Origin of the sequence: Xanthobacter sp. NM-59, from assembly GCF_021401125.1 — a bacterium.
GTDB lineage: Bacteria > Pseudomonadota > Alphaproteobacteria > Rhizobiales > Xanthobacteraceae > Xanthobacter.
In genome coordinates, this window is sequence record NZ_JACBFQ010000001.1 from 38,331 (window position 1) to 61,053 (window position 22,723).

Here is a 22,723-nt window from a genome sequence, read left to right on the forward strand (position 1 = left end):
CGCAACCTACAGCGATGGACATTCTTACTGCTTTTCTTGTGGGGCTTTTGTCTCCGGGGACGGCCATTCTTCTCCTCGGGATGTGCATGGACCTAACGGGAAGGGACGGCGAGTGGCCGGTCTGATCCCGTTCGGAGAAGCCCAGGACCTCACCAAGCGCCACCTCACCGAAGAGACCTGCCGCCGCGCCGGCTACACCGTGTCCCGAATGGGCGGGGAGCTGGTCCAGGTCGCCAACTATCGGGACGACACGGGCGCCATCGTCGCCCAGAAGGTCCGGGGCCGGGACAAGGAGTTCCGGTTCCTTGGTGACACCAAGTCCGCTGGGCTCTTCATGCAGCACCTGTGGAGGGACGGCGGGAAACGCATCATCATCACAGAGGGTGAGGTGGATGCGCTCACCGTGTTCCAGGAGATGGGCTACAAGTGGCCCGTGGTGTCCGTCCCGAACGGAGCCCAGGGCGCGAAGAAGTCCTTGGGCAAGCACCTGGAATGGCTCCTGAAATTCGAGCATGTGGACCTGTGCTTCGACCAGGACGACCCTGGCCGGGAGGCGACCGAAGCGTGCCTCGAACTCTTCCCGCCCGGCCATGCCCGCATCATCCGGCTTCCGCTCAAGGACGCCAACGAGATGCTCCAGGAGGGCCGGCGCAAGGAGCTGATCGACGCCCTGTGGTCCCCCGTCGAGTTCCGCCCGGATGGCATCGTCACGGTGGCGGACATATTCGACGAGGCCATGGAGGAGCCGGAAGGTGGGCTTCCGTGGTTCCTCGACACCCTGACTGCCAAGACTTTCGGACGACGATATGGCGAGGCGGTGGCGCTCGGAGCCGGCACCGGCATCGGGAAGACCGACTTCATCACCCAGCAGATCACCTTCGACATCGACGTGCTGAAAAAGAAGGTGGCCGTGTTCGCGTTCGAGCAGGTGCCGAAGGAGACCCTGTGGCGAATTGCCGGGAAGGCAGCCGGAAAGACGTTCCATATCCCGGATGGGAGCTGGTCCAAGGAGGAAAAGGTTGCGGCCCTGACCAAGCTCCGGGACGACGACCGGCTCTATTTCTATAACCACTTCGGCGCCTGCGATTGGGACATCGTCTCCTCCCGCATCCGCTTCCTGGCTCACACCGAAGGTGTCCGCATCTTCTACATCGACCACCTCACCGCGCTTGCCGGCCACGGCGACGAGGAGCGCGGCTCCCTTGAGAAGATCATGGCGGAGCTGGGAGCCCTCGTGAAGGAGCTGGACATCTGGGTTCTGTTCGTCTCGCACCTCACCACGCCGGAGGGCAAGCCCCACGAAGAGGGCGGCCGGGTGACCATCAAGCAGTTCAAGGGCTCTCGCGCCATCGGCTACTGGAGCCACTTCATGTTCGGGATGGAACGCGACACCCAGGCGGAGGACGAGGAGGAGCGCCAGACGACCACCTTCCGCGTCCTCAAGGACCGCTACACTGGCCGGGCCAACGGCCTGACCATTCCTCTCGAATATGACACCGAGACCGGCCGCCTATCCGAAGTGGAGGCGCGGGCTTTTCCACCTACCGAAACCGACGAAGAGAAGAAGGACTTCTAGTGGGCAATATCACGACCGCAACCAAGACCGAAGACGTGGAGTTCGGTATCGGCGTGGCCGAGGACGGAACGGCGTTCGTCGTCCTCCGCGTCGCCGGGGAGGCCGTTGCCTTCCCCGCGTCCTGGATGCCGGCTGTCCTCGACGGACTCATGGACATCCTGGAGGCCACCTTCTCGGTGCCCGAGGGAGAAGCCCTCAACTGATGGATGGGACATGGGATGCCCCGTCTCCCGTGTCCTTCGAGATCACCATCTTGAAGGAGCGGAAGACGGGGAGGAAAGCCATTGAACTCCACGTCCCCGGCTTCATGACGTGGACTCTTACCCCCAAGGGGGCCGCTGAACTCGCCCAGGAGTTGGGCTGGGCGGCGGCCGACGCGCAGGAAGAGGTGGCTCCGGAGTGACCACCCTCCTGTTTGACATCGAGACGAACGGGCTTCTCGACGAACTCACTACCATCCATTGCCTCGTCATCCAGGACGCCGACACGGGGCAGGTGTGGTCCTGCACAGATGCGGAGACCGAAGACCCGTTCGCTTACGACCGCCTGGAGACGGGCCTAAAGCTCCTCGCCGATGCCGATATGATCGTTGGCCACAACGTCATTGGCTTCGACATCCCCGCCATCCAGAAGCTCTATCCAGAGTGGAAGCCGAAGGGTGTCGTCCGGGACACGCTGATCCTCGGCTATCTCCTGTTCCCGCGTGAGGTGCTCCGGGACAAGGACTTCCGGCTTGCCGAGAAGGGCCGCCTCCCGAAGAAGCTCATCGGGCTCCAGCGACTGGAAGCCTGGGGCCACCGCCTGGGCGAGTACAAGGGGGACTACAAGGGGCCGTGGGATGCGTGGTCCGTGACCATGCAGGACTATTGCGAGCAGGACGTCGCGGTCACCGCCAAGCTCTGGAAGCGCGAGCAGGAGGAGCTGGCGGACGGGTGGGGGACCGAATGCGTCGAGCTTGAGCACGACCTCGCATGGATCATCGAGAGGCAGACCCGGCGCGGTTTCGCCTTTGATGACGAGGCAGCCCAGTCTCTTTACGGGACCCTCGCCAAGCGTAAGGCGGAGCTGGCGGACGAACTGTCCACCATCTTCCCGCCCAAGATCGTTCGCACCCCGTTCACCCCCAAGGTGAACAACGCCAAGCGCGGCTACGTCAAGGGCGTTCCGACCTTCAAAGAGAAGGTGGTCCCGTTCCTTCCGTCGTCGCGTAAGCAAGTCGCCGAGCGGCTCATGGACCTTGGTTGGAAGCCCTCCGAGTTCGGGAAGGACGGAACCCCCAAGGTTGATGACGACGTCCTCAACAAGCTGCCATACCCCGAGGCCAAGCTCCTGGCCGAATACTTCCTTGTTACCAAGAGGATGGGCCAGCTCGGCGACGGCCGGGAAGCCTGGATGCAGCATTCCCGCAAGGGCCGCGTCCACGGCTGGGTGATCCAGAACGGCGCCGTCACCGGGCGCATGACGCATCGCCTCATCGCCAACGTCCCGGCGGAGAGGACCACCTACGGCCACGAGATGCGGGCACTGTTCCGGGCCTCCACCGGCTTCAAACTGGTGGGCTGCGACGCCGACGCCCTGGAGCTGCGCTGCCTCGCTGGCTTCATGGCCCGGCACGACGGCGGCGCCTACATCAAGACCGTGCTGGAAGGCCGCAAGGAAGATGGCACGGACATGCACACGCTCAACGCCAAGGCGCTGGGGTGTGACCGGGACACCGCAAAGACCTGGTTCTATGCCTTCATCTATGGGGCGGGGGATGCGAAGTTGGGCTTCACCCTCCTCGGCGCCCTCTCGAAAGCTCGCCTCGTCGGCGCAGGCCGAGCCGCTCGCGCCAAGTTCCTGGCGAACCTGCCGGCTCTCGCCAAGCTCGTGAAGGCCGTTGGCGTGACCCTCAACGGAAAGCGCAGCAGGGACGGCCGGCTCATCAAGCCGGGGCGCGGTTATCTCTTGGGCCTCGACGGCCGCAAGCTCCGCGTCCGGTCCGAGCACGCTGCCCTCAACACGCTCCTGCAATCGGCTGGGGCGGTCCTCATGAAGAAGGCCCAGGTGATCCTAGATGCCGACATCCAGGCCGCCGGCCTCGTTCCGGGCAAGGACTACGAGTTCGTAATCACGTACCACGACGAATGGCAGATTGAGGTGCTTCCTCAATTCGCGGAGCTGGTCGGCACCTTGGCCGCCGACGCCATCCGCAAGTCCGGAGAATACTTCGGCTTCCGCTGCCCACTGAAAGGCAACTTCGACATTGGCGACAACTGGGCGGAGACGCACTGACGGTTGGGTCTACGTCCTTCGCAACCCGGCATGGCCTGGATTTGTGAAGGTCGGCTCCAGCTTCGACGTCGCAGAGCGCCTCCGCACCTATCAAACCTCCAGCCCCTTCCGAGATTACGCCCTCGTGGACGCCGTGTTCGTCCCCGACCGCCGTGGGTTCGAGCATCGCTTTCACGAGGCGATGAAGGGCTATCGCGTTGGAAGCACGGAATGGTTTCAAGTTCACCCTCAGGATGCCAAGAACATCCTAGCCACACTCAAGAAGGAGTTGCGATGAACATTGGTGACGTCCTCGATTGGATGGACCTCCTCAAAGAGAAGTACGGTATCTCGTGCCCCGTCACTTTCGAGAACGATGAAGACGAGGACGGCGGGGAGTGAAGACCCTCGTCCTCGTTGACGGGGACATCCTGGCTTATACCGCCGGGGCTGCCGTGGAGCGGGAGACCCGATGGGACGACGACACGTTCACCCTGGCTGCCGACCTCGACGAAGCGAAAGATGCCTTCGTCACGATGCTGACCAAGGCGAAGAAGGAGGCCGAGGCCGCCGACGCGGCTCCGGTCATCTGCTTCACGCCATCTGGCCCCACCTTCCGGCACGCCCTCTGGCCGACTTACAAGGAGGGCCGCAAGCGTAAGCCGCTGGTCCACAAGGCATTGGTGGCGTGGGCCGAGGAGGAGTACCGGGCCGTCATCAAGCCGGGCCTCGAAGCCGACGACGTGCTCGGCATTCTGGCGACCCACCCGAATAACCGCAAGTTCCGAAAGGTGATCGTCACGGGCGACAAGGACCTGCGGCAAATCCCCTGCGACATCCTGGACATCAAGCGCAACGAGCTGGTCACCGTGACCGAGGAGGAGGGGGAAGCGCTCTTTCTCCTCCAAACGCTGACCGGCGACCCCGCCGACAACTACCCTGGGTGCCCTGGCATCGGCCCCAAGCGGGCTGAAGGCATCGTGAAGCTGGGCTGGCCGGGCATCGTGACTGCCTACGAGAAGGCCAAGCTCACCGAAGAGGACGCGCTGGTCCAGGCCCGCCTCGCCCGCATCCTGCGGTTCGATGATTACGACCACAAGAAGAAGGAAGTGAAGTTTTGGGAACCGAAATGACTGGTTGCGAAGAGTGCGTGTTCGACGAGAAGAAGGCTTTCGAGGAGCCGTGCTGCTACTGCAATTGGGGGATGGGGCCGGGCGACACGCTGGCTCCCCCCACTCGCGGGGTTCCCAAGGAAGGCCCCTTCGGCGGTGGTGGCGCACGCCCCGGCAAACCTGAGCTGCCTGGGGCTGGCACAGGGAGCCTCCTCGAAGGCATCCTCGCCAACCGGGCCAAGACCCACGGGGACTTCGGCATCCATGCCGCGTGCACTCAGGACCTGAAGCGCATGGCGAAGAGCTGGATGAAGGCGGCCGGCAAGAACGGCCTGGACAACGACAAGCAGGAAGCCCTCGACATGATCTTCCACAAGGTCGGCCGCATCGTCGCCGGTGACCCCGACACCGAGGACCACTGGAGAGACATCGCCGGCTACGCCACGCTGGTGGCGGACCGCTGCAAGGTGAGCTAGTGGCTCGCATCTCCCGGCCCCCGCTCGGCGAAGACTTTCCCGCCACTCTAGCCTACAGCGGACCGTCCCCTCTTAAGATACCGCTTCCTGACATCTCCAAGCAACTTCTCGATTATCTTGACGCCGTCTTCAAAGACCGCGTTGACCCCGCATGGCGGGACTTCGGAGATGTCCGAGAGGCAATGGGGACGCGCCGCGTCATCGACCACCTTCGCCAGCTCCGCGAAGAACAGGAGAACTCTCATGTGCCTGGGGGGCAGTAAAACCCCTCCTCATCAAGCGGCATCGGCTCCACCTCCTCCGCCTCCTGCGGATACCCCGAAGTCACCCGCTTTGAATGAGTCCACGACCGAGGCCAAGAACGCCTCGAAGGCGGTTGAGGGCGCCCGGCGCGGGCGAAGTGCCCTGCGTATCGACCTCAACGCTCCCTCCACTTCCTCTGGCCTGACCATCGCCTAGCGTTGGACCAGAAACAGGCCACGGCGGCGCAGCGCTACGCCGCGCTCGAAGGCGGGCGAGACCCGTTCTTAGATCGCGGTCGAGACTGCGCCGCTCTTACCGTACCTTATCTTCTACCGCCGTCCGGCTTCAGCCCGAACTCCAAGCTCGACACGCCCTTCCAGTCCCTGGGAGCGCGAGGTCAGCGGGTTCTAAGCTCGAAGCTCCTCCTCTCCCTCTTCCCCCCGAACACCCCGTTCTTTCGCTACCAGATCGACGACCAAGCTCTTCAGCAGCTCACGCAATCAGACCAGATGCGCGGGACCGTTGAGCAGGCGCTGTCGTCCCGCGAGAAGGCGGTGCTCGCCGAGATGGAGAGCGCCCTGTTCCGGCCGGCCGCCTTCACCACCCTCCAGCACCTCATCGTGGTTGGCAACGTTCTCGTCTACGTTCCACCTAAAGGCCGCGTGAGGGTTTTCCGCCTCGACCAATACGTCGTCAAGCGCGACGCCTCCGGCAACTTGCTGGAGATCGTGGTCAAGGAAAGCGTGGCCCGCGCCGCACTCCCGCGCGAGGCAGCCGCCGCCCTGGCGGACAAGCTCTCGAAGGGCACGCCGGGAGACGAGCAGAAGGACCTGGACCTGTACACCCGCATCCACCTGGAAGGCGGCATGTGGAGGGTCTATCAGGAAATCTGCGACATCGTGGTCCCCGGCAGCACGGGCTCCTACACGCCCGATGCCCTGCCGTGGCTCCCTCTGCGCCTGTCGGTGCAGCCGGGTGAGGACTATGGCAGGTCCTATGTCGAGGAGTACCTGGGCGACCTGGACAGCCTGGAAGGGCTCGTCGAGGCCATCGTCGAGGGCTCGGCTGCAACCGCTCGCGTCATCTTCGTGGTGTCGCCCAATGGCACCGTGCAGCTTCGCCAGTTCGCGAAGGCCCGCACCGGCGACACCATCGCCGGATCGGCGGACGACGTCGGCGTCATCCAGACGAACCGTCAGGTTGACCTCTCCGTAGCCCGTCAGCAGGCCACCGACATCGCCCAGTCGCTGTCCTATGCCTTCATGCTCAACGCTGCGGTGCAGCGCTCCGGCGAGCGCGTGACGGCCGAGGAAATCCGCTACATGGCCTCGGAGCTGGATGACGCCCTTGGCGGTGTCTACACGCTCCTCGGCGCGGAGTTTCAGCTTCCCGTCGTGCGTCTGTTCGAGCGGAGGATGGAGAAGAACCGGCAGGTTCCCCCGCTCCCCCACGACCTCGTCCAGCCCCAGATTGTCACCGGCCTCCAGGCCATCGGCCGGGGCTACGACCAACAGAACCTCAAGCTCTTCGTCGCCGACATCCTCCAGGTCCTCGGGCCGGAACTCGCCATGAAGTTCCTCAACCCGCAGGAGTTCCTGAAGCGCTCGGCCGCGTCCTACGGCATCGACCCTGGCGGCCTCCTGGCCTCCGACGAGCAGCTCGCCCAGCAGGAACAGCAGGCGCAGATGATGCAGCTCGTCCAGCAGCTCGGCCCCCAGGCCCTCCAGCAGCTCGGTGGCATGGCGCAGACGCAGATGAAGATCGACAACCCCCCTCCCGCAAAGGCCCAATGAACACCAAGACCGCAACCAAGACTGCCGCCCCCGCCGACGAAGAGACCGAGACCAAGGTCGAAACCGCCAAGGCTGATGCGTCCGTCCCGGTGCCTACCTCTGCCCTCTTCCCCGAGACCGTGATGCCGGGGGCCAAGACCGAACTCCACAACGGGTTGGTCCTGGAGAGCTTCTGAACGTGGTTGAGACCGTCACCTTCGCGCCGGCCACCACCGGCTCGGAGGCTCCTCCCGCAGTACAAGAGCCCGCCGCCCCCGCCAACCTGGAAAAGGCGCTTTCCGATACCAAGGCCGAACTGACCCGCGTTCAGCAGGAGCTGGCCGCGCTGAAGAAGGCTCCGGAAGCCCCCGGCCAGGAGCCGCCCCCGGCCACTCCCGAGACGCCTGCCGTTCCTGAAGGCACCCCCGCCAAGGAGCCGCCCCCGGCCGAGCCCCCGAAGCAGACCGAGGAGCAGAAGGCGGCCGAGGATGCCGTCAAGGCGGCCGGCCTCGACGTCGCTCCCTACCAGGACGAGTTCGACACCACCGGAGATGTCTCCCCCGAGAGCCGCGAGAAGCTGGCCGAGGGCCTCAAGGGCCTGTTCGGAGATCAGGCTCGCGCCGTGGTGGACAAGTTCATCGACGGCCAGAAGGCCGCCTCCACCGCCCGCACCGCTGAGTTGTTCTCGGCAGGTGGTGGGGAGGCCGGCTACAAGGAAATGGTCGCCTGGGCCAAGACCGCGCTCACGCCGGCCGAGATCGCCCAGTTCGACAGCACGATCACCAGCGGTGACCACAACGCCGCACTCTTCGCGATCAAGGGCCTTCGCTCTCGCTTCGAGGGCGCCAACGGCCACGAGCCACAGCTCCTCAATGCCGGCCAGCCGATTGCCACCAAGAGTGGCTTCAGCAGCGTCTACGAGATGACCAAGGCCATGGCCGATCCCCGCTATTCCTCCGACCCCGCATACCGAGCCGAGGTCGAGCAAAGGGTCTTTAAGTCCAGCTTCTGATGCCCACCATGAAAATCTCCAAGCGAGGCCTCGACTTCATCAAGGGCTTCGAGAGCTTCGTCGCATACCCCTATGACGACCTCCTGGCGCCCGTAAAGGGCAAGTACCGGGAGTGGACCGGAAGCCCGCTCAAGGGCACCGCCACCATCGGCTACGGCCACACCAACGCCGCCAAGCATTCCCTTCGCGTCGTCCCCGGCATCTCCATCACCGAGGAGGAAGCGTCTGAAATCCTGGACGTGGACCTCGACGAGTGTGAAGGGGACGTCAACCGGCTCGTGAAGGTGCCGCTCTCCCAGGGCCAGTTCGATGCCCTGGTGTCGTTCACCTTCAACTGCGGCACCGGCAACCTCAAGAAGCTCATCGCCCCTTTGAACCGGGGCGACTATGACGGCACCCGCGCCAAGTTCGCGCTCTACACCCGCTCGAAGGGCAAGGTCCTCAATGGCCTCGTCCGCCGCCGCACCGGCGAGGTGGCGCTGTGGGACGCGGACTACGACTACGCCGCCAAGAACCTGCCCGCCGCGCCCTCCAACGTCCCCGAGCAGGTGGATGCCCCCAAGGCGCCAGTCCCGATGAAGACCATCCTCTCGTCTGCCACCGGCACCGCCGTGGTTTTGGCGGGAGTTCAGCAGGTCTCCGACACTGTGTCGGCCGTGTCCGAGCCGATGAAGCAGGCTGTCGGCATCGTGTCCGGCATCGGCTCCATTGGCCCGGCCGTTCTCGTCGCCGTGGTGGCTGCCGCTGTTGCCGGTGGCGCCGTCTATTTCCTGATGCGCCGGGCGTGACCGCGCTCCTCGCGTGGCTCGCCAGCCTCCTCTCCCCGTTCAAGAAGTACCTCGCCATCTTCGGCGTGGCCTTCGCCATTCTCGGCACCGTGTTCCTCAAGGGGCGCGGTGCCGGCAAGGCGGCCGAGCGGAAGGCCCAGACGGATGCCATCCAGAAGATTGAAAGGGAATGGGATGCGATTGACAGCGCTCCTTCTGCCGCTGGCGGTGCTTTTGACAGCCTGCGTCAGCGAGCCCGTCCGGGCCGTTAAGTGCCCCTCCCTCGTCGCCCCGCCCACCGCCACCATCGACGTGATGGAGAAGGCGTGTAAGGCCGGCGACACGGCCACCTGCAACTACGCGGTGGCCCTCGACAAGCACTACCAGAAGCTCGACCGCTGCGGCGGTTGAGACTGGTTGTGCTCCCTGGGGACCGCCTCTGCCATCCTCCGGGGTGGTATGCGCCCCAGGGCAAGCATTCCTGAAAGCGCGTGAAGCAGTGCCCCTCTCTAGGGGGCTGCCACGGCTCCGCATTACAGCGGCTGTCGCAGAAGAGAGCTGAGGTTCTCTCTCCGACAACTACCGACCCGTGTGCTGGATGCCGAGGAACCATCCTCCCGCATTCAGGAATTTTCTAAGTGACCAATACCACTGTCAGCCGCCTCGGCCAGATCAACGGCGCAGGCGACGTTCAGGCCCTCTTCCTCAAGCTCTTCTCTGGTGAGGTGCTCACCGAGTTCGAGCGCATCAACATCTTCAAGGGCCTCCACTTCGTCCGCCAGATCAGCAACGGCAAGTCCGCCCAGTTCCCGCTGATCGGCCGGGCTACCTCCGGCTATCACACGCCCGGCAACTGGATCGACGGCAGCTCCATCGACCACGCCGAGACGATCATCACCGTGGACGACCTCCTCCAGTCGAACGTGTTCATCGCGAACGTGGACGAGGCCATGAACCACTATGACGTGCGCGGCCCCTACTCGAAGGAGCTGGGTCAGGCCCTGGCGTTCGCCTATGACAGCAACGTCGCCCGCGTCATCACCCTTGCCGCGCGTGCCGCATCCCCGCTGACCGGCCGTCCCGGCGGCTCCCGGATCACCGACGCCGCGATGGCGACCGACCCGGCGAAGCTGGAAGCGGCCCTGTTCACCGCCGCCCAGACCCTGGACGAGAAGAACGTCGGCCTCACCGACACCCAGGCGGTGTTCCGCCCGGCGCAGTATTATCTCCTCGCCCAGCGCGACCGTCTGGTGGACACCACCCTCGGCGCTCGCGGTTCTGTCGCGACGGGCCGCGTGGACACCATCGCCGGCTTCCCCATCGTGAAGTCGAACCACGTCCCGTCCACCAACGTGACGACCGGCCCGGCCAAGTACCGGGGCGACTTCCGCACCACCGTGGGCCTCATCTTCAACAAGATGGCCGCCGGCACCGTGCAGCTCATGGATATGTCCATGGAGAGCGAATACGAAATTCGCCGCCAGGGCACGTTCTTCATCGCCAAGTACCTCGTGGGTCACGGCATTCTGCGGCCCGACTGCGCGATTGAGGTCGCGACCGGCGCGGTGGCGTAACCTTCCCTTCAACTCCAATGGCAGAGGTCCCTCACGGGGCTTCTGCCTTTTTTCGAAGTGACCGCACCTCTCCTCACACCGACCACCGAACTGGAGGCCGTAAACGCGCTTCTCTCCGCCATCGGGGAGAGCCCTGTGGAAACCCTCCTGACCGTGCTCCCGGCTGATGCCGGCACGGCCCTGGCCTCCATCCGACGCTTCTCTCGCCAGCTCCAGAAATCGGGCTGGTCCTTCAACTCCGAGGAGAATTTCCCGCTGTCTCCCAATACGGACGGCGAGATCATCCTCCCCCTCAACACCCTCAAGGTGGACCCTTCCGACCCGTCGTGCCCTTACGTTCAGCGTGGCGGGCGCCTCTATGATCCGGTGGGCCACACCTACAACATCGGACAGCCGGTGAAGGTGGACATCGTCTTCGGTCTCGACTTCTACGAGCTTCCAGAGACGGCCCGCAACTTCATCGTGATCGCCGCCGGCCGCCGCTTCGAGGACCAGTTCCTCGGGGCCGACAACCTGCACAACTATTCCGTCAAGGACGAGCAGGCCGCCTGGGCCGAGTTCGTGTCGGACGAAGCGGAGAACGAGGACCTCAACGTTCTCGACGCCTCACTTCCGTCCCGCATCCTCCGCCGCCGGAGCCGCTCGTGGGCCTAATCACGGGCGAGCTTCCGGGGCTCTACAACGGCGTCTCCCAGCAGGCCGTCGCCATGCGCCTCCCCACCCAGGGGGAGCTTCAGGAGAACTTTGATGCCACCCTCGTGGCTGGCCTGAAGAAGCGCCCGCCGTTCGAGCACGTCGCGAACATCCCCACCTCGGGCGGTGCCACGTTCATGCACCTCATCAACCGCGACGAGGCCGAGCGCTACGTGCTCGTGATCCGGGACGGGAAGCTTTTTGTGTATGGTTTCGACGGCACCGCCCGCGCCGTCAGCGCTCCTTCCGGTTTCAGCTATTTGTCCGGTGCGGGAACCAGCTACGCGGCCCTGACGGTGGCCGACTACACCATCATCGTGAACCAGAAGAAGAAGGTGCTGGCGGCGGATGGGAGGTTCCCAACCCGTCCGTACGAAGCCCTCGTGAATGTGGTGCAAGGAAACTATTCCAAGCCCTACACGGTGGACATCAACGGCGTCCGGGTTGCTCAATACGTAACTCCAGGCGGGGGGCTGTCCGGCTCCGCAAGCTGCGCTTCGACGGAGAACATTGCCCAGCTCCTGATTGACGGGACGATGGCTGCGGCAGGGGGCGTTTATTACAACGGTATGTCCCCCAACGGGACCGAGAACCGCGTCATCTGGGGCATCTCTGAGGACGTGAACCAAATGGTGGACAATGCCGGGTGGGTCGCGAAGATCATGTCCAAGCGCGGCATTGATGCTGCGAATGGGTGGTCGGTGACGCGATACACCTCCTCCATCCATCTCCAGCACCCGACCAGCGACTTCGCGATTGCGGTCGCGGACGGGTACAACGGCAACGCCATGAAGGTGGTGAAGGGGCAGACGCAGAGGTTTTCCGACCTGCCCAACTTCGCGCCCACCGGGTACACCGTCGAAATCACCGGGACGGAAGGAAACGCAGCCGACAGCTATTGGGTCGTCGCCCAGAAGGACGGGGACAACGACGGCAACTCCCAAGTCCTCTGGAAGGAGACCTGCAAGCCCGGCTCCCGCAAGGGCCTGGACGCCTCGACCATGCCGCACATCCTGGTGCGCGAGGCGGACGGTAGCTTCACCTTCAAGCCAGCATCCTGGAACGAGCGTGAGTGCGGTGACGACGAGGACGTCAACCCGGACCCGTCCTTTGTGGGCGGGACCATCCAGGACGTCTTCTTCCACCACAACCGGCTCGGCTTCCTCTCCGACGAGAACGTCATACTCTCGCGCTCTGGGGACTTCTTCAACTTCTACCGGACCACGGCCACCGCCTACCTGGATGACGACCCCATCGACGTTGCCGCCAGCCACGTCAAGGTGTCGATCATGCGGCATGTAGTGCCCACCCAGGACAACCTCATCCTATTCTCGGATGGCACCCAGTTCCGCCTCTCCGGCAACGAGACGCTGACCCCCAAGTCGGTATCCCTTCGGCCGATGACAGAGTTCTCCTCGTCCCCCACCGTGCCTCCGGTGGCCGTTGGCAAGAGCGTCTTCTTCATCGCCGACAGCACCGCCAGCCGGGACTACGCGGCGGTCTACGACTTCTTCTACGACAACAACAGCGAGACCGGAGACGCTGACAACGTCACCGCCCACACCCCGAGCTACATCCCAACCGGCGTCACCCAGATCATCGGGAGCCCGGACGAGAGCTGCCTCGCCGTCCTGACCGATGGAGACCCTTCGGCGGTCTACATCCATCGCTTCTATTGGGCGGGGCAGAACAAGGTACAGTCCGCCTGGATGCGCTGGACGACCGCAGGGACCATCCTTCGCGCCGCCTTCATCAAGTCCGACATCTACGCCCTGGTGGCCCGGCCCGGCGGGACATGCCTGGAGAAGCTCCGCATGAGCACCTCCGCGCTCGACGCCGACCACGGCTACCTCATCCACCTGGACCGGCGCGTGACCTCGGACCAGCTCGCGTCCCCGGTGTATAAGTCCTCATCCGAGGTCACCACCTACACGTTGCCTTTCGTTCCCCAGGACGGCATCATAGCCGTGTCGTCCGGGCGGATGCTCGACGTCTCCTCCATCGGAGGTGTGTCGGTGTCCCTCAAGGGGGACACGCGGGGGAAGCTGGTCTATTTTGGCTACCCCTATGAGAGCCGGTACCGCTTCTCGACGCTCTTTGCTCGGGGCCAGTCCGCCGATGGAAGCTCCATTGCGAAGATCAACGGTCGCCTCCAGCTCCACCACCTCGCTTTGTCGTTCGACAAAACCGGGTACTTCCGGGTTGAGGTGACGCCTGACGGCCGTTCCCTCCGGTCCGAGGAATACCACGGCCGAGTGCTTGGGGACTCCCAGCACGTCTTCGGCACCGTGAAGCCCGAGAACCGGCGCTGGAGCGTGCCCATCATGAGCCGCAATGACAGGGTCATCATCGACCTTGTCAACGATAGCTGGCTTCCAAGTTCATTCATCTCCGCTTCCTGGCGGGGTATGTGGAACCAGAACAACCTGGAGAGATAGACGTGGGATACATCGTCAAGGCCACTGAAGAACACGCCCGAGCCCTGGCGCCCATCCTGCGGCCGGCTGACCGGGCCGAGGTCGAGGCACTCACCGGCCGTGAGCCGTTGGGGGTGCTTCTGGAAATGGTCCGGGAGCACGACGCCTGGGCGATGTATTCCGACGCCGGGGAGCTGGCGGGAATGTGCGGCGTGGACCCGATCTATCCGCCAACCCCCGACTACCCCGGCGTTCTCAAGACCGGAACCCCGAAGCTCGGGCAGCCGTGGATGATGGGCAGCGACGTGCTCGACAAGCGTCCCATCGAGTTCCTCCGCGCCAGCCGCAAGTGGGTGGAGGAACAGCAGGCCCGGTATGAGACCCTGAACAACGTTGTTGATGCCCGCAATGCGAAGCACATTCAGTGGCTCAAGTGGCTGGGTTTCGAGGTCGCCAAGGAGCCCATCCTGTGGGGTTCGAAGCTCCTCCCGTTCTACCCATTTGAAAGGACCAGAAGCACGCCATGTGCGTTGCCGCTCTTCCCCTCCTGAGCCTGGGCCTGAGCATTGCTGGCGGTGTCGCCAGCTATCAGGCCGCGAAGTCCCAGGCGGACGCGCAGAACCAGATGTACCGCGAGAACGCTCGCGACGCGAACAAGGCGGCGGACAACCAGTATGCCGCGCTCCAGCACAAGAGCATCCAGGAGCGCAACGCCGCCGACCAGAAGCTCTTCGAGAACAATATAGACGCCCTCCGCGCCCGCTCCCAGGCCCGAACTTCGGCTGGCGAGGCGGGCGTGACCGGCCTCTCCGTCAACGCCCTCGTCAATGACCTGTGGGCGCAGCAGGGGCGCCGGGACGACGCAACCATGCAGAACTATCAGACGGCGCGGGATGACGCCTACGCCCAGATGGATCAGGTGAAGGCCAACACCCAGTCCCGCATCAATTCCGTGCAGCGGGCCAAGAGCCCCAGCTTCCTGCCGTTCCTCATCGGCGGCATCTCCGGCGGCCTGGGGGCGTTCGGCTGATGGCCCCATACCGCCGCCAAGAGACAAGAGACCTGGCACCCCCGGAGCCTCTGTCGGTCGCGCCCGCCCGAGGGGACACCTACGTCCAGCCCGAGCGCCCGGTTCAGAACGACGACATGGCCCGCCTGGGCCAGTCCCTGTCGGCCTTCTCCGGCGCCCTGGCGGGGCTCTACCGCCGCAATGAGGCGGACCTGAAGCGGCAGGAGGCAGAGCGAAAGAAGCTGGAGAACGATCAGGCGAAGGAGGCGGCAGCCCGCTACATCGCCAGCTCTTCCAGCACCGAGCTTGCCCAGGGTCTTCGCAACGGCACGGTGCCTTATTATGCGAACCCTGTCGCCAATGGTGCCTATCAGGCCGCCGTGGGCATCAACGTCGGCAACGAGTTCAGCGATGCGATGAAGGCCGACTTCGGCCCCGGCGGAACCCAGTCGCTCCTCAACCCGGACGGAACCCCCGTTGACATCGACCAGCTCATCGCCGATCGCGCGAAGGGCTACATGGACCGCATCCCCACGGGGACGCCCCACGGCGCCGAGAACTTCCAGCGGTCCGTGGTGGGGCTCCGTGAGCAGCTCCTGAAGGAACAGCAGGGCCAGATCGCCCGGCACAATGCCGACGTGCGGGGCGTCACCATCTCCACCGGCTTCCGCAACGTGCTGAACGCTCCCGACATGGGGAGCCTTACGCCCGATCAGGTGGCCGAGCGCGTCCGTCAGGCCAAGGCCGAACTGGCGGGAAGCGTCAATGGCGCCACCTGGGCGGAGATGAACGACAGCCTCATGGGCGTCCTGAAGACCAGCCTCTCGGACGGCCGGGCCACGCCCCAGGCCGCCCGCAACGTGCTCGCCATCCTCGACGCGCCCGGCAAGGACGTGAAGACCGGGCAGGCGCTCCCCGCCTTCTCCCAGGACCCGAAGTATGTCGCCGATGCCCAGTCCCTCCGCGCCGACGCCAACCGGGTGCTCGGCAAGGACTGGGAGGCGCAGCAGAAGGATGGCCTCTTCAAGCAGGCCCAGGCGGCCCTAACGCGCGGGGATGGCTCCTTCGACGCGGTCCAGGACATCGTCGCTCGGAACCCCTTCACCGGCGAGATGAAGACCTTCGGGGCCAAGGAGATCAAGGACGGGGCCGTTACCTTCCAGGCCCAGAGCATTCGCTCCCAGGTCGCCAAGCAGTTCCAGGGGCAGCCGCAGAGCGTCATCAACGGCCACGTGTTCGCCGCCCAGGCGGAGCAGTTCGTCCGCAACGGGGTGGAGAACCCCGAGTGGAAGGGGTACCTGCACTCGGCAATCCAGTCGGCAGCCAACACCACCTCGCTCACGAACCCCGACGAGCAGCAGCGCACGGAGCAGGCCGCGAACCTCTACGAGGCGCTGCGCACCCGCTCCCCCGCCTATGTGAACAACCTCCTGGACGCCAAGGACCGCGACTTCTACGACAGCTACCATCTCCTGCGGAAGATGGGGAAGACGAGGCAGGAGGCCATTGAAGGTGCCTCCCGAGCCATCGACCCCGACAGCGCCAACGGCGACCAGATCAAGGCCGCCTACCAAGAGATCAATGACGCCGTGAAGGGCCTTCGCGACCCGCAGTCCGGCTACATGCCATGGAACTGGAAGGCCAACCCCGTCAACCTCGGAAGCGCCCAGACCGAGATTACCCGCCGCGCCCAGCTCCTGGTGCGCACTCAGGGCGTCTCCGCCAAGGATGCGGTCAAGGCCGCCGCCGCCAGCATCGGAGAGGAGGTCCCCGTCATCAACGGGCAGGCGCAGTTCAACCGCTCCTCCTTCCTCTCCATCGGCAAGGAGCCGGTGGTCAACGAGGTGCTCAATCAGGTCTACAAGCAGTTCCCCAACGACCTGAAGGCCCAGGGCATCGACGGGCCGGGGAACCTTTCGATCCGCTTCGAGAACGGCATCTATCGCGTCATCAACGCCGCGACGGGTGCGCCCCTCTATTCCGTCAACGGCGACAAGCTCACCTTCACGGACCGGGACCTGAGGAAGACGGACAAGGCCATGAGCTTGGCGGCCAACGCGAAGATCATCGACGACCGCAAGCAGGCCGCGCAGTCCCGCGATGCCGGCTTGAAGCTCTTCGAGGGCACCCCTGCGGAACCCATCTTCGACCTCCTCACGAACCCCCAGAAACCGAACCTGGGCGGCCTTACGGCGGGCTTCAAGGCCCTGGCCGACCCCAACTCCGATGTGAACAAGAACGCCTCCAAGCCCGTGTTTCCGTGGTTTGGTGAATAACAGCAAGGATTGATGGACGACACCCTCGGCCTTGGGCCGCAAAGCAATATCGAGACGACCGAGTTGCCCGCCCCCGGCCAGGGGGCACCCCCTTCCACATTCCCCGACGCCGGCCTCCCGGATACACAGGGCGCCGCTCCGGCGGCCCCTGATCCGGCCCCGGCACAATCCCTCCCGGACACCTCCGGGGCCGACCAGAACCTCCCCCAGCCCACTCAGGCGGCCCCCGGTGTCGATCCCATTCCCGCCCGACCCGGCGACCCCGACCAGACGCCCATCACCCCGGCCCCTGCGGAGCCTAAGGTTCGGCGGAGAGCCGGGGGGTGGACGGCCTCCGACCCTGCGGTCGAGTACGCGACCCGTGAGGTTCTGACCAAGCAGCGGCAATCTGCCATCAACGAACTCGCGAACGACCCGGAGCTGCGCTCCTACGTCTTCGGGCTGATGCGGCTGGAGACGGGCGATCACCCCGAGACGGCGATGGAGAACCTCATCAACCGGTCCGTGATGTACGGGAAGTCGGTTCGTGAGCTGGTCTTCAATGGCGGGAACACCGCAAAGAGCTTCTACGGACCGGTCCGCCGGGGCATCGTCCGGCCCGAGCAATCCGGCTCGGCCTATTACCAAAAGGCCATGTCCGCGCTGGAGGACATCGCGGCAGGCAGCAACTACGTCGGTCTGACAACCGACCAGGGGATGGAGAATGAGCACGCCTTCGCCGACGCGAACCCGAGCATCGGAGGGAAGATCAAGGTCGGGAATGAGTGGTTCTCCCGCAAGGGGATGGAGGGCGTCCGCTACGCCCAGAGCACCCAGGCTGAGATTGATAAGCGCGTGGCGGAGCTGCGGAAGAGCGGACTTCCTCTCGACTTCACCGGCCCCAAGACCCATTGGGTAGATACGGCCCCGGGCGTCACCCCCGCAGGCTCGCCCGAGGACGTCGCGGCAGGAGTTGCCAAGCGCACCTTCAATCCGCCTCCGACCTTCTGGCAGACGGTGGAGTCCGCCGCCGACGAGAGCACCACGGCCTACCTGTTTCGCGACAGCCCGGTCTTCGCCCCGGCGCCCGACTATCAGCCAACCACCGAGGAGCTTGAACAGCGCAAGCAGGGGCTCCCCGAGAAATATTGGGGGCAGCTCCTCGGCGTCTCCCCCGCTCATTCTGACTATCTGACGGCCCAGGCTCACCGCCAGTACGAGAACGAGCTGAATATCAGCCGGGCCGGATGGACCGGGACGGGCGTGAGACTTGCCGCCGGGATGCTTGATCCGACCGGGCTTGCCGTCGCTATCAGCACGGGCGGCCTCGGGGCGGCGGCCGGCGGAGCAATGAAGCTCGGCGCCGTTGGCTCTCGGATCGCGGCCGGGGCTGCGGCGGCTGGGGGAAACCTCGCACTGACCGCCGGTGAGGACGCCCTCGGTAAGTCCGTGAGCGGTGAGGACTATGCCATGGCGGCCGCTTTCGGCGCCGGCCTGGGCTTCGCCTTCGGTCCGTTCTCCCGGAACCCGGCGACCGAGGATATTGCAGCCCGTGGATCGGTGGAGGCCAATCGCGTCGTCGCCGACATCCAGCGAGGAACCCCCGTATTCAGCGGTGGCGAAGGCTCCCTGAGCGCCGCCATGAACCCCGAGAACACCATGCAGTTCTCGAAGGGTGACCTCATGAAGGTGGGGCAGGATGACGCCTCCCGCACCGCCGTTGAGGCCGCCCGGCCGGACATGGCGGGCCGTGTCGGCTCCTCCAAGAACCCGCTGGCCCGTAAGGTTGGCGAGGCTCTCGGCCTGGACGTGGTCGGCCGAAAGGACGCCAACGGGGACTTCGTGGTCAACCCGGTGTCGGCCGGCGAGGACAAGCTCCGCATCATGCACGACGCGGATAACCGCTTCTACAGCACGGCCTATCCGCAGTTCAAGGAGTGGGCTGACGCCAAGGGCATCCCGTGGTGGAAGTCCTCCATTGCCCCCCGCATGACCCAGGCGTGGGAGGACTTCGGGGATGCCGTCTCCAACTACACCAGAGACATGCGGCCCGACCGGGATGCGCATTATGACCCCCAGGTGGTCAAGGTCGGAAAGCAGCTCAATGCCCTCATGGAGGAGCACCGGCAGGGCAACCTCACGCCCCGCGCCGAGACGCCGGACAACCCTGGCCGGGCACTTGCCGGGCGCGAGAACGTCCCCCCGAACAGTCACTACCTGCCCCGTGTGTGGCGTCTCGACAAAATCAGCAAGATCGACGCGAGTGGAAGGAAGTTCAAGGAGTGGTTCGAGGGCGCTCTCCTCGCCTCCCACAAGGAGCTGGGGGACAAGGCCTACACCATCGCCAACGGCGTTTGGGAAAACCTCAACCGCCGCGCCTACGGCCTGGACGAGTTCTTCATGATGTCCCGCGACGGGGCCACCGCCGACGTCATCCGCTCCGGGATGCGCGACATGGGCCTGTCGGAGGCCGACATCGACGAAATCCTGGCCCGGCTGCCCAAGGGCTCGAAGCCCGGTTTCATGCACTTCCGTATCGACATCGACGAGAACTACGTCCATCCCCGCACGGGCCTGAAGCTGGGGGACTTCGTCGAGAACAACGCCTTCGACCTGTTCGACCACTACAACCACCAAGCATCCGCGTGGCGGGCCGCCGGCCGCATTCAGCTTGTCCGCAAGGATGGCGAGGTGCTCATGGACGGCATCCGCTCCCGGCAGGAGATGAATAACGTTCTTGAGCAGGTGGCCGCAAAGGGCGCCGAGAGCGGGCAGTCCCCCAAGGAAATTGCAAACGACGTCTCGCTCCTGAAGGAGGAGTTCGACCGGCTCCTCGGTGTTCCCAGCGAGAATGCCAACACCCGCGTCGCCCAGGGCCTGGAAATCCTGCGCAACCTCGGCACTGCCACGATGGGCGGAAACTTCGGCTTGTCGGCAATCCCCGACATGGCCCGCCTCGCGACCATTGGAGGTAAGGCCACCCAGGGTGGTCTTCGCGCCATGCTCCAGCATATGCCGGCCTTCCGCACCCACATTTTGGAAGGGGGCGTTCTGAAGGCCACCGATGACCTTGGACGGGACATCGCGGCCCTGGGCGCCGTGGACGAGTTCAAGCACCTGTCGGCCCGCCGCGCCCCTGAGGACGGGATGCTCACGGCGCCCATGGATGGCGCCCTGGCGAAGATCGCGGGGGCCACCAAGGCCACCTCGGACTTCGTGGTGTCGGCCTCTGGCATGAACGCCATTAACCACCGGGTGCGTGGCGCCGCCCGGCGCATCCTGGCCGACCGGTTCTACCGGGACGCGAAGGCTGCCTACAAGGGGCTCGGCAAGGCGTCAAAGTCCGTGAAGGCGGTCCGCGACGACATCAAGGCCCAGCTCGTGGCGGCGGGTGTGGCCGAGCGCGAAGCCAGGATCAATGCCGAGATCGTGTCGGCTCGCTACGCGGCCCGCGCCGAGCGTCTGGGCGAGGATGCTCTCAAGCTCTACCAGAAGGAAGGCATTGAGGTCCGGTCCGGCAAGTCCCCCGATGTCCTCGGTCCGGGAGAGATGGGGCAGTTCGCCGGTGTACGGGCCAAGACGTCGAACATTGATGACCTGATGATGGCTATCGACCTTGAGGGGAAGGGCTTCGGCCCGGACGACATCTGGGCCATCACCGGGTGGGGCAAGGGCAAGGACGGGAAGTGGCGCTTTGAAGTCCCCGACGATAAGGGGAAGATCGCCCCCCGCATCAACGAAGCCCTGGATGACGCCGCGCGTGGGGCCGTCATCCGCCTCCGCGACGTCTACAGGTCCCCGGAGCTGGAAGCTGCCTATCCGAGCTTGTTCGACCTACAGATTAAGCAGGTTCCTGCGGAGATGCAGGACCGAGCGTGGGGCTATTTCGACCACAACACCGGCTCAATCGCCTTAAGCCCGTTGAGCCCCGACCACCACGGCACGATTCTGCACGAAATACAGCACGCCATCCAGTATCTGGAGGGGCATGGGTATGGCACGGACCCCGAGTATCTTGCGAAGAGGTGGGGGCTGACCATAGAGGAGGCGAGGGACTTCTACCGGCGGATGTCCGGGGAGGTGGAAAGTCGGTCCACCGAAGTCCGGGGCCATATGACTGCCGAGCAGCGTAGGGACCTCCCGCCGTGGTTCACTGGGCCGGGAGCGGAGGACACCCCCCGCAGCCGTCAGTGGGTGATGTATCCCGATGGCAAGGTCCCCAAGGACCAGTCGGCTGCCCCAACCACTCCCGACAAGTATGCGAAGTTCTTCCAGTCCAACGGCGACGGGTATCGCGGCTCCATCACGTCAAGCCGGAACAAGGCCGTCATCCAGCTCTTCGAGGAGCGTGACGCCTCCACCTTCATGCACGAGATGGGCCACCAATGGCTGGGCGAAATGATCCAGGATGCCCAGATCAACAAGGCCGCGAAGAAGGACCTCGACACCGTCCTGAAATGGCTCGGCGTGGACGACGTGTCGAAGATCGGCCGCAAGGAACATGAGCAGTGGGCGCAGGGCTTTGAGCAGTATCTGCGAGAAGGCAAGGCCCCAACACCCCAGCTCCAGGGCGCCTTCCAGAACTTCCGAGCTTGGCTCGTGCGCATCTACCAGTCCGTCAAGGGTCTTGGAACCCCCATCTCCGACGACGTTCGCGGCGTCATGGACCGGATGCTGGCGGGAGACGCCGCCGAGAAGTTTGACCTGTCCAAGCTCTCCAAGGCCGAGCGGAACCGCCTGAAGTGGTTCGGCATGGATGACGAGATGCTCCCCAGAGTTCTCGCCCAGGTCGCGGAGCACAGCGAGGTGACGAGCCACTGGACCGGTGCCAAGCTCTCTCGTCTGCACCCCGAGGAGTGGACCGACCCGGAGGCCAAGACCGCCTTCGCCTCCGCGCTCAACCGCGCCGCCGGCCGGGCCAGCATGGAGCACGACTTCGGTGCCGGGACGGTCTATGACCGCTCCCCGATCTTCCGGACTTTCGCCCAGCTCCGGCGCTTCGCCCTCAATGCTTGGCACATGAACATCCTCAATGGATGGGCGATGCGGGATAGTGAGGCGTTCGCCGACGTGGTGTGGTCTACCATGGCTGGAGCGGCGCTCTACGCCGGGCGCACCCGCATCCAGGCGGCCACCCAGGAGGACCCGCAGAAGTATCTCGACGAGAAGCTCACGCCCGGAGCCATCGCCATGGCGGCCTTCCAGCTCTCGGCCTACTCCTCTCTCATCCCCGGCCTCGTGGATACCGGCATCGGCATGACCGGCGCCAATCCCATGTTCGGCTATCGGAACTCCGCTCTCCCGTCCGATGCGTGGTTCGGGAACCCCTCGGTCGCGTTCATCAACAACGTCCTCCGGGTGGCGCCATCCGCGCTCTTCCAGCCCATCATCACGGGCCGGGAACGGTCGCAGCAGGAATGGAAGCAGCTCCTCTCCGTGCTTCCGTTCTCCAACAACATCGCGGTTCAAGGCGCCTTGAGCCACATGGTCCGCGATGCCCCGCAGAAGCCGCCGAAGAACTCCGGCTTCGACGTCACGGACTTCCTCCCAGGTTCGTGATCCCA

At 64.9% G+C, this 22,723-nt stretch carries 19 protein-coding genes; all 19 read left to right on the forward strand.

Features of this window, described 5'->3' with window-relative positions; all coding sequences use genetic code 11:
- The first annotated feature begins 112 nt into the window (after positions 1-112).
- The 19 genes from L0966_RS00185 to L0966_RS00275 all read left to right on the forward strand — a co-directional run bounded on the left by L0966_RS00185 (position 113) and on the right by L0966_RS00275 (position 22,718).
- Positions 113-1,576, forward strand: coding sequence for a DnaB-like helicase C-terminal domain-containing protein (locus L0966_RS00185; protein WP_234049831.1), 1,464 nt, complete (start codon positions 113-115; stop codon positions 1,574-1,576).
- Positions 1,576-1,779 (forward strand): hypothetical protein, encoded by a 204-nt coding sequence (locus tag L0966_RS00190; RefSeq protein ID WP_234049832.1) that lies wholly within the window; start codon positions 1,576-1,578, stop codon positions 1,777-1,779. The genes L0966_RS00185 and L0966_RS00190 overlap by 1 nt, the downstream gene beginning before the upstream one ends.
- Before the next feature lie 29 nt (positions 1,780-1,808).
- Positions 1,809-1,979 (forward strand): hypothetical protein, encoded by a 171-nt coding sequence (locus L0966_RS00195; protein ID WP_234049833.1) that lies wholly within the window; start codon positions 1,809-1,811, stop codon positions 1,977-1,979.
- Positions 1,976-3,850 (forward strand): DNA polymerase, encoded by a 1,875-nt coding sequence (locus L0966_RS00200; protein WP_234049834.1) that lies wholly within the window; start codon positions 1,976-1,978, stop codon positions 3,848-3,850. The genes L0966_RS00195 and L0966_RS00200 overlap by 4 nt, the downstream gene beginning before the upstream one ends.
- On the forward strand, positions 3,822-4,127 hold the full coding sequence (locus tag L0966_RS00205) for a GIY-YIG nuclease family protein (protein WP_255684170.1): 306 nt from the start codon (positions 3,822-3,824) through the stop codon (positions 4,125-4,127). The genes L0966_RS00200 and L0966_RS00205 overlap by 29 nt, the downstream gene beginning before the upstream one ends.
- 100 nt (positions 4,128-4,227) lie before the next feature.
- Positions 4,228-4,962, forward strand: coding sequence for a hypothetical protein (locus L0966_RS00210; protein ID WP_234049836.1), 735 nt, complete (start codon positions 4,228-4,230; stop codon positions 4,960-4,962).
- Positions 4,959-5,417 (forward strand): DUF6378 domain-containing protein, encoded by a 459-nt coding sequence (locus tag L0966_RS00215; RefSeq protein ID WP_234049837.1) that lies wholly within the window; start codon positions 4,959-4,961, stop codon positions 5,415-5,417. The genes L0966_RS00210 and L0966_RS00215 overlap by 4 nt, the downstream gene beginning before the upstream one ends.
- A 461-nt stretch (positions 5,418-5,878) precedes the next feature.
- Positions 5,879-7,453, forward strand: coding sequence for a portal protein (locus L0966_RS00220; RefSeq protein ID WP_234049838.1), 1,575 nt, complete (start codon positions 5,879-5,881; stop codon positions 7,451-7,453).
- The gene (locus L0966_RS00225) at positions 7,450-7,629 is read left to right on the forward strand and encodes a hypothetical protein (protein WP_234049839.1); all 180 of its coding nucleotides are present in this window, start codon (positions 7,450-7,452) and stop codon (positions 7,627-7,629) included. The genes L0966_RS00220 and L0966_RS00225 overlap by 4 nt, the downstream gene beginning before the upstream one ends.
- 2 nt (positions 7,630-7,631) lie before the next feature.
- Positions 7,632-8,444, forward strand: a complete 813-nt coding sequence (locus L0966_RS00230) for a hypothetical protein (RefSeq protein ID WP_234049840.1) — start codon at positions 7,632-7,634, stop codon at positions 8,442-8,444.
- Positions 8,445-8,452: 8 nt separating this feature from the next.
- On the forward strand, positions 8,453-9,232 hold the full coding sequence (locus tag L0966_RS00235; protein WP_234049841.1) for a lysozyme: 780 nt from the start codon (positions 8,453-8,455) through the stop codon (positions 9,230-9,232).
- Positions 9,229-9,483, forward strand: a complete 255-nt coding sequence (locus tag L0966_RS00240; RefSeq protein WP_234049842.1) for a hypothetical protein — start codon at positions 9,229-9,231, stop codon at positions 9,481-9,483. The genes L0966_RS00235 and L0966_RS00240 overlap by 4 nt, the downstream gene beginning before the upstream one ends.
- 366 nt (positions 9,484-9,849) lie before the next feature.
- Entirely contained in the window at positions 9,850-10,785 is a 936-nt protein-coding gene (locus L0966_RS00245) for a hypothetical protein (RefSeq protein ID WP_234049843.1), read from the forward strand.
- 57 nt (positions 10,786-10,842) lie between these two features.
- Positions 10,843-11,439 (forward strand): hypothetical protein, encoded by a 597-nt coding sequence (locus tag L0966_RS00250; RefSeq protein ID WP_370640581.1) that lies wholly within the window; start codon positions 10,843-10,845, stop codon positions 11,437-11,439.
- Complete coding sequence (locus L0966_RS00255) at positions 11,430-13,916, forward strand: hypothetical protein (RefSeq protein WP_234049845.1); 2,487 nt, start codon at positions 11,430-11,432, stop codon at positions 13,914-13,916. The genes L0966_RS00250 and L0966_RS00255 overlap by 10 nt, the downstream gene beginning before the upstream one ends.
- A gap of 2 nt (positions 13,917-13,918) precedes the next feature.
- Complete coding sequence (locus L0966_RS00260) at positions 13,919-14,446, forward strand: hypothetical protein (protein ID WP_234049846.1); 528 nt, start codon at positions 13,919-13,921, stop codon at positions 14,444-14,446.
- The gene (locus L0966_RS00265) at positions 14,419-14,925 is read left to right on the forward strand and encodes a hypothetical protein (protein WP_234049847.1); all 507 of its coding nucleotides are present in this window, start codon (positions 14,419-14,421) and stop codon (positions 14,923-14,925) included. The genes L0966_RS00260 and L0966_RS00265 overlap by 28 nt, the downstream gene beginning before the upstream one ends.
- A gap of 116 nt (positions 14,926-15,041) precedes the next feature.
- Positions 15,042-17,180 (forward strand): hypothetical protein, encoded by a 2,139-nt coding sequence (locus L0966_RS00270; RefSeq protein ID WP_234049848.1) that lies wholly within the window; start codon positions 15,042-15,044, stop codon positions 17,178-17,180.
- 12 nt (positions 17,181-17,192) lie between these two features.
- Positions 17,193-22,718, forward strand: a complete 5,526-nt coding sequence (locus L0966_RS00275) for an LPD23 domain-containing protein (protein WP_234049849.1) — start codon at positions 17,193-17,195, stop codon at positions 22,716-22,718.
- Positions 22,719-22,723 lie beyond the last annotated feature (5 nt).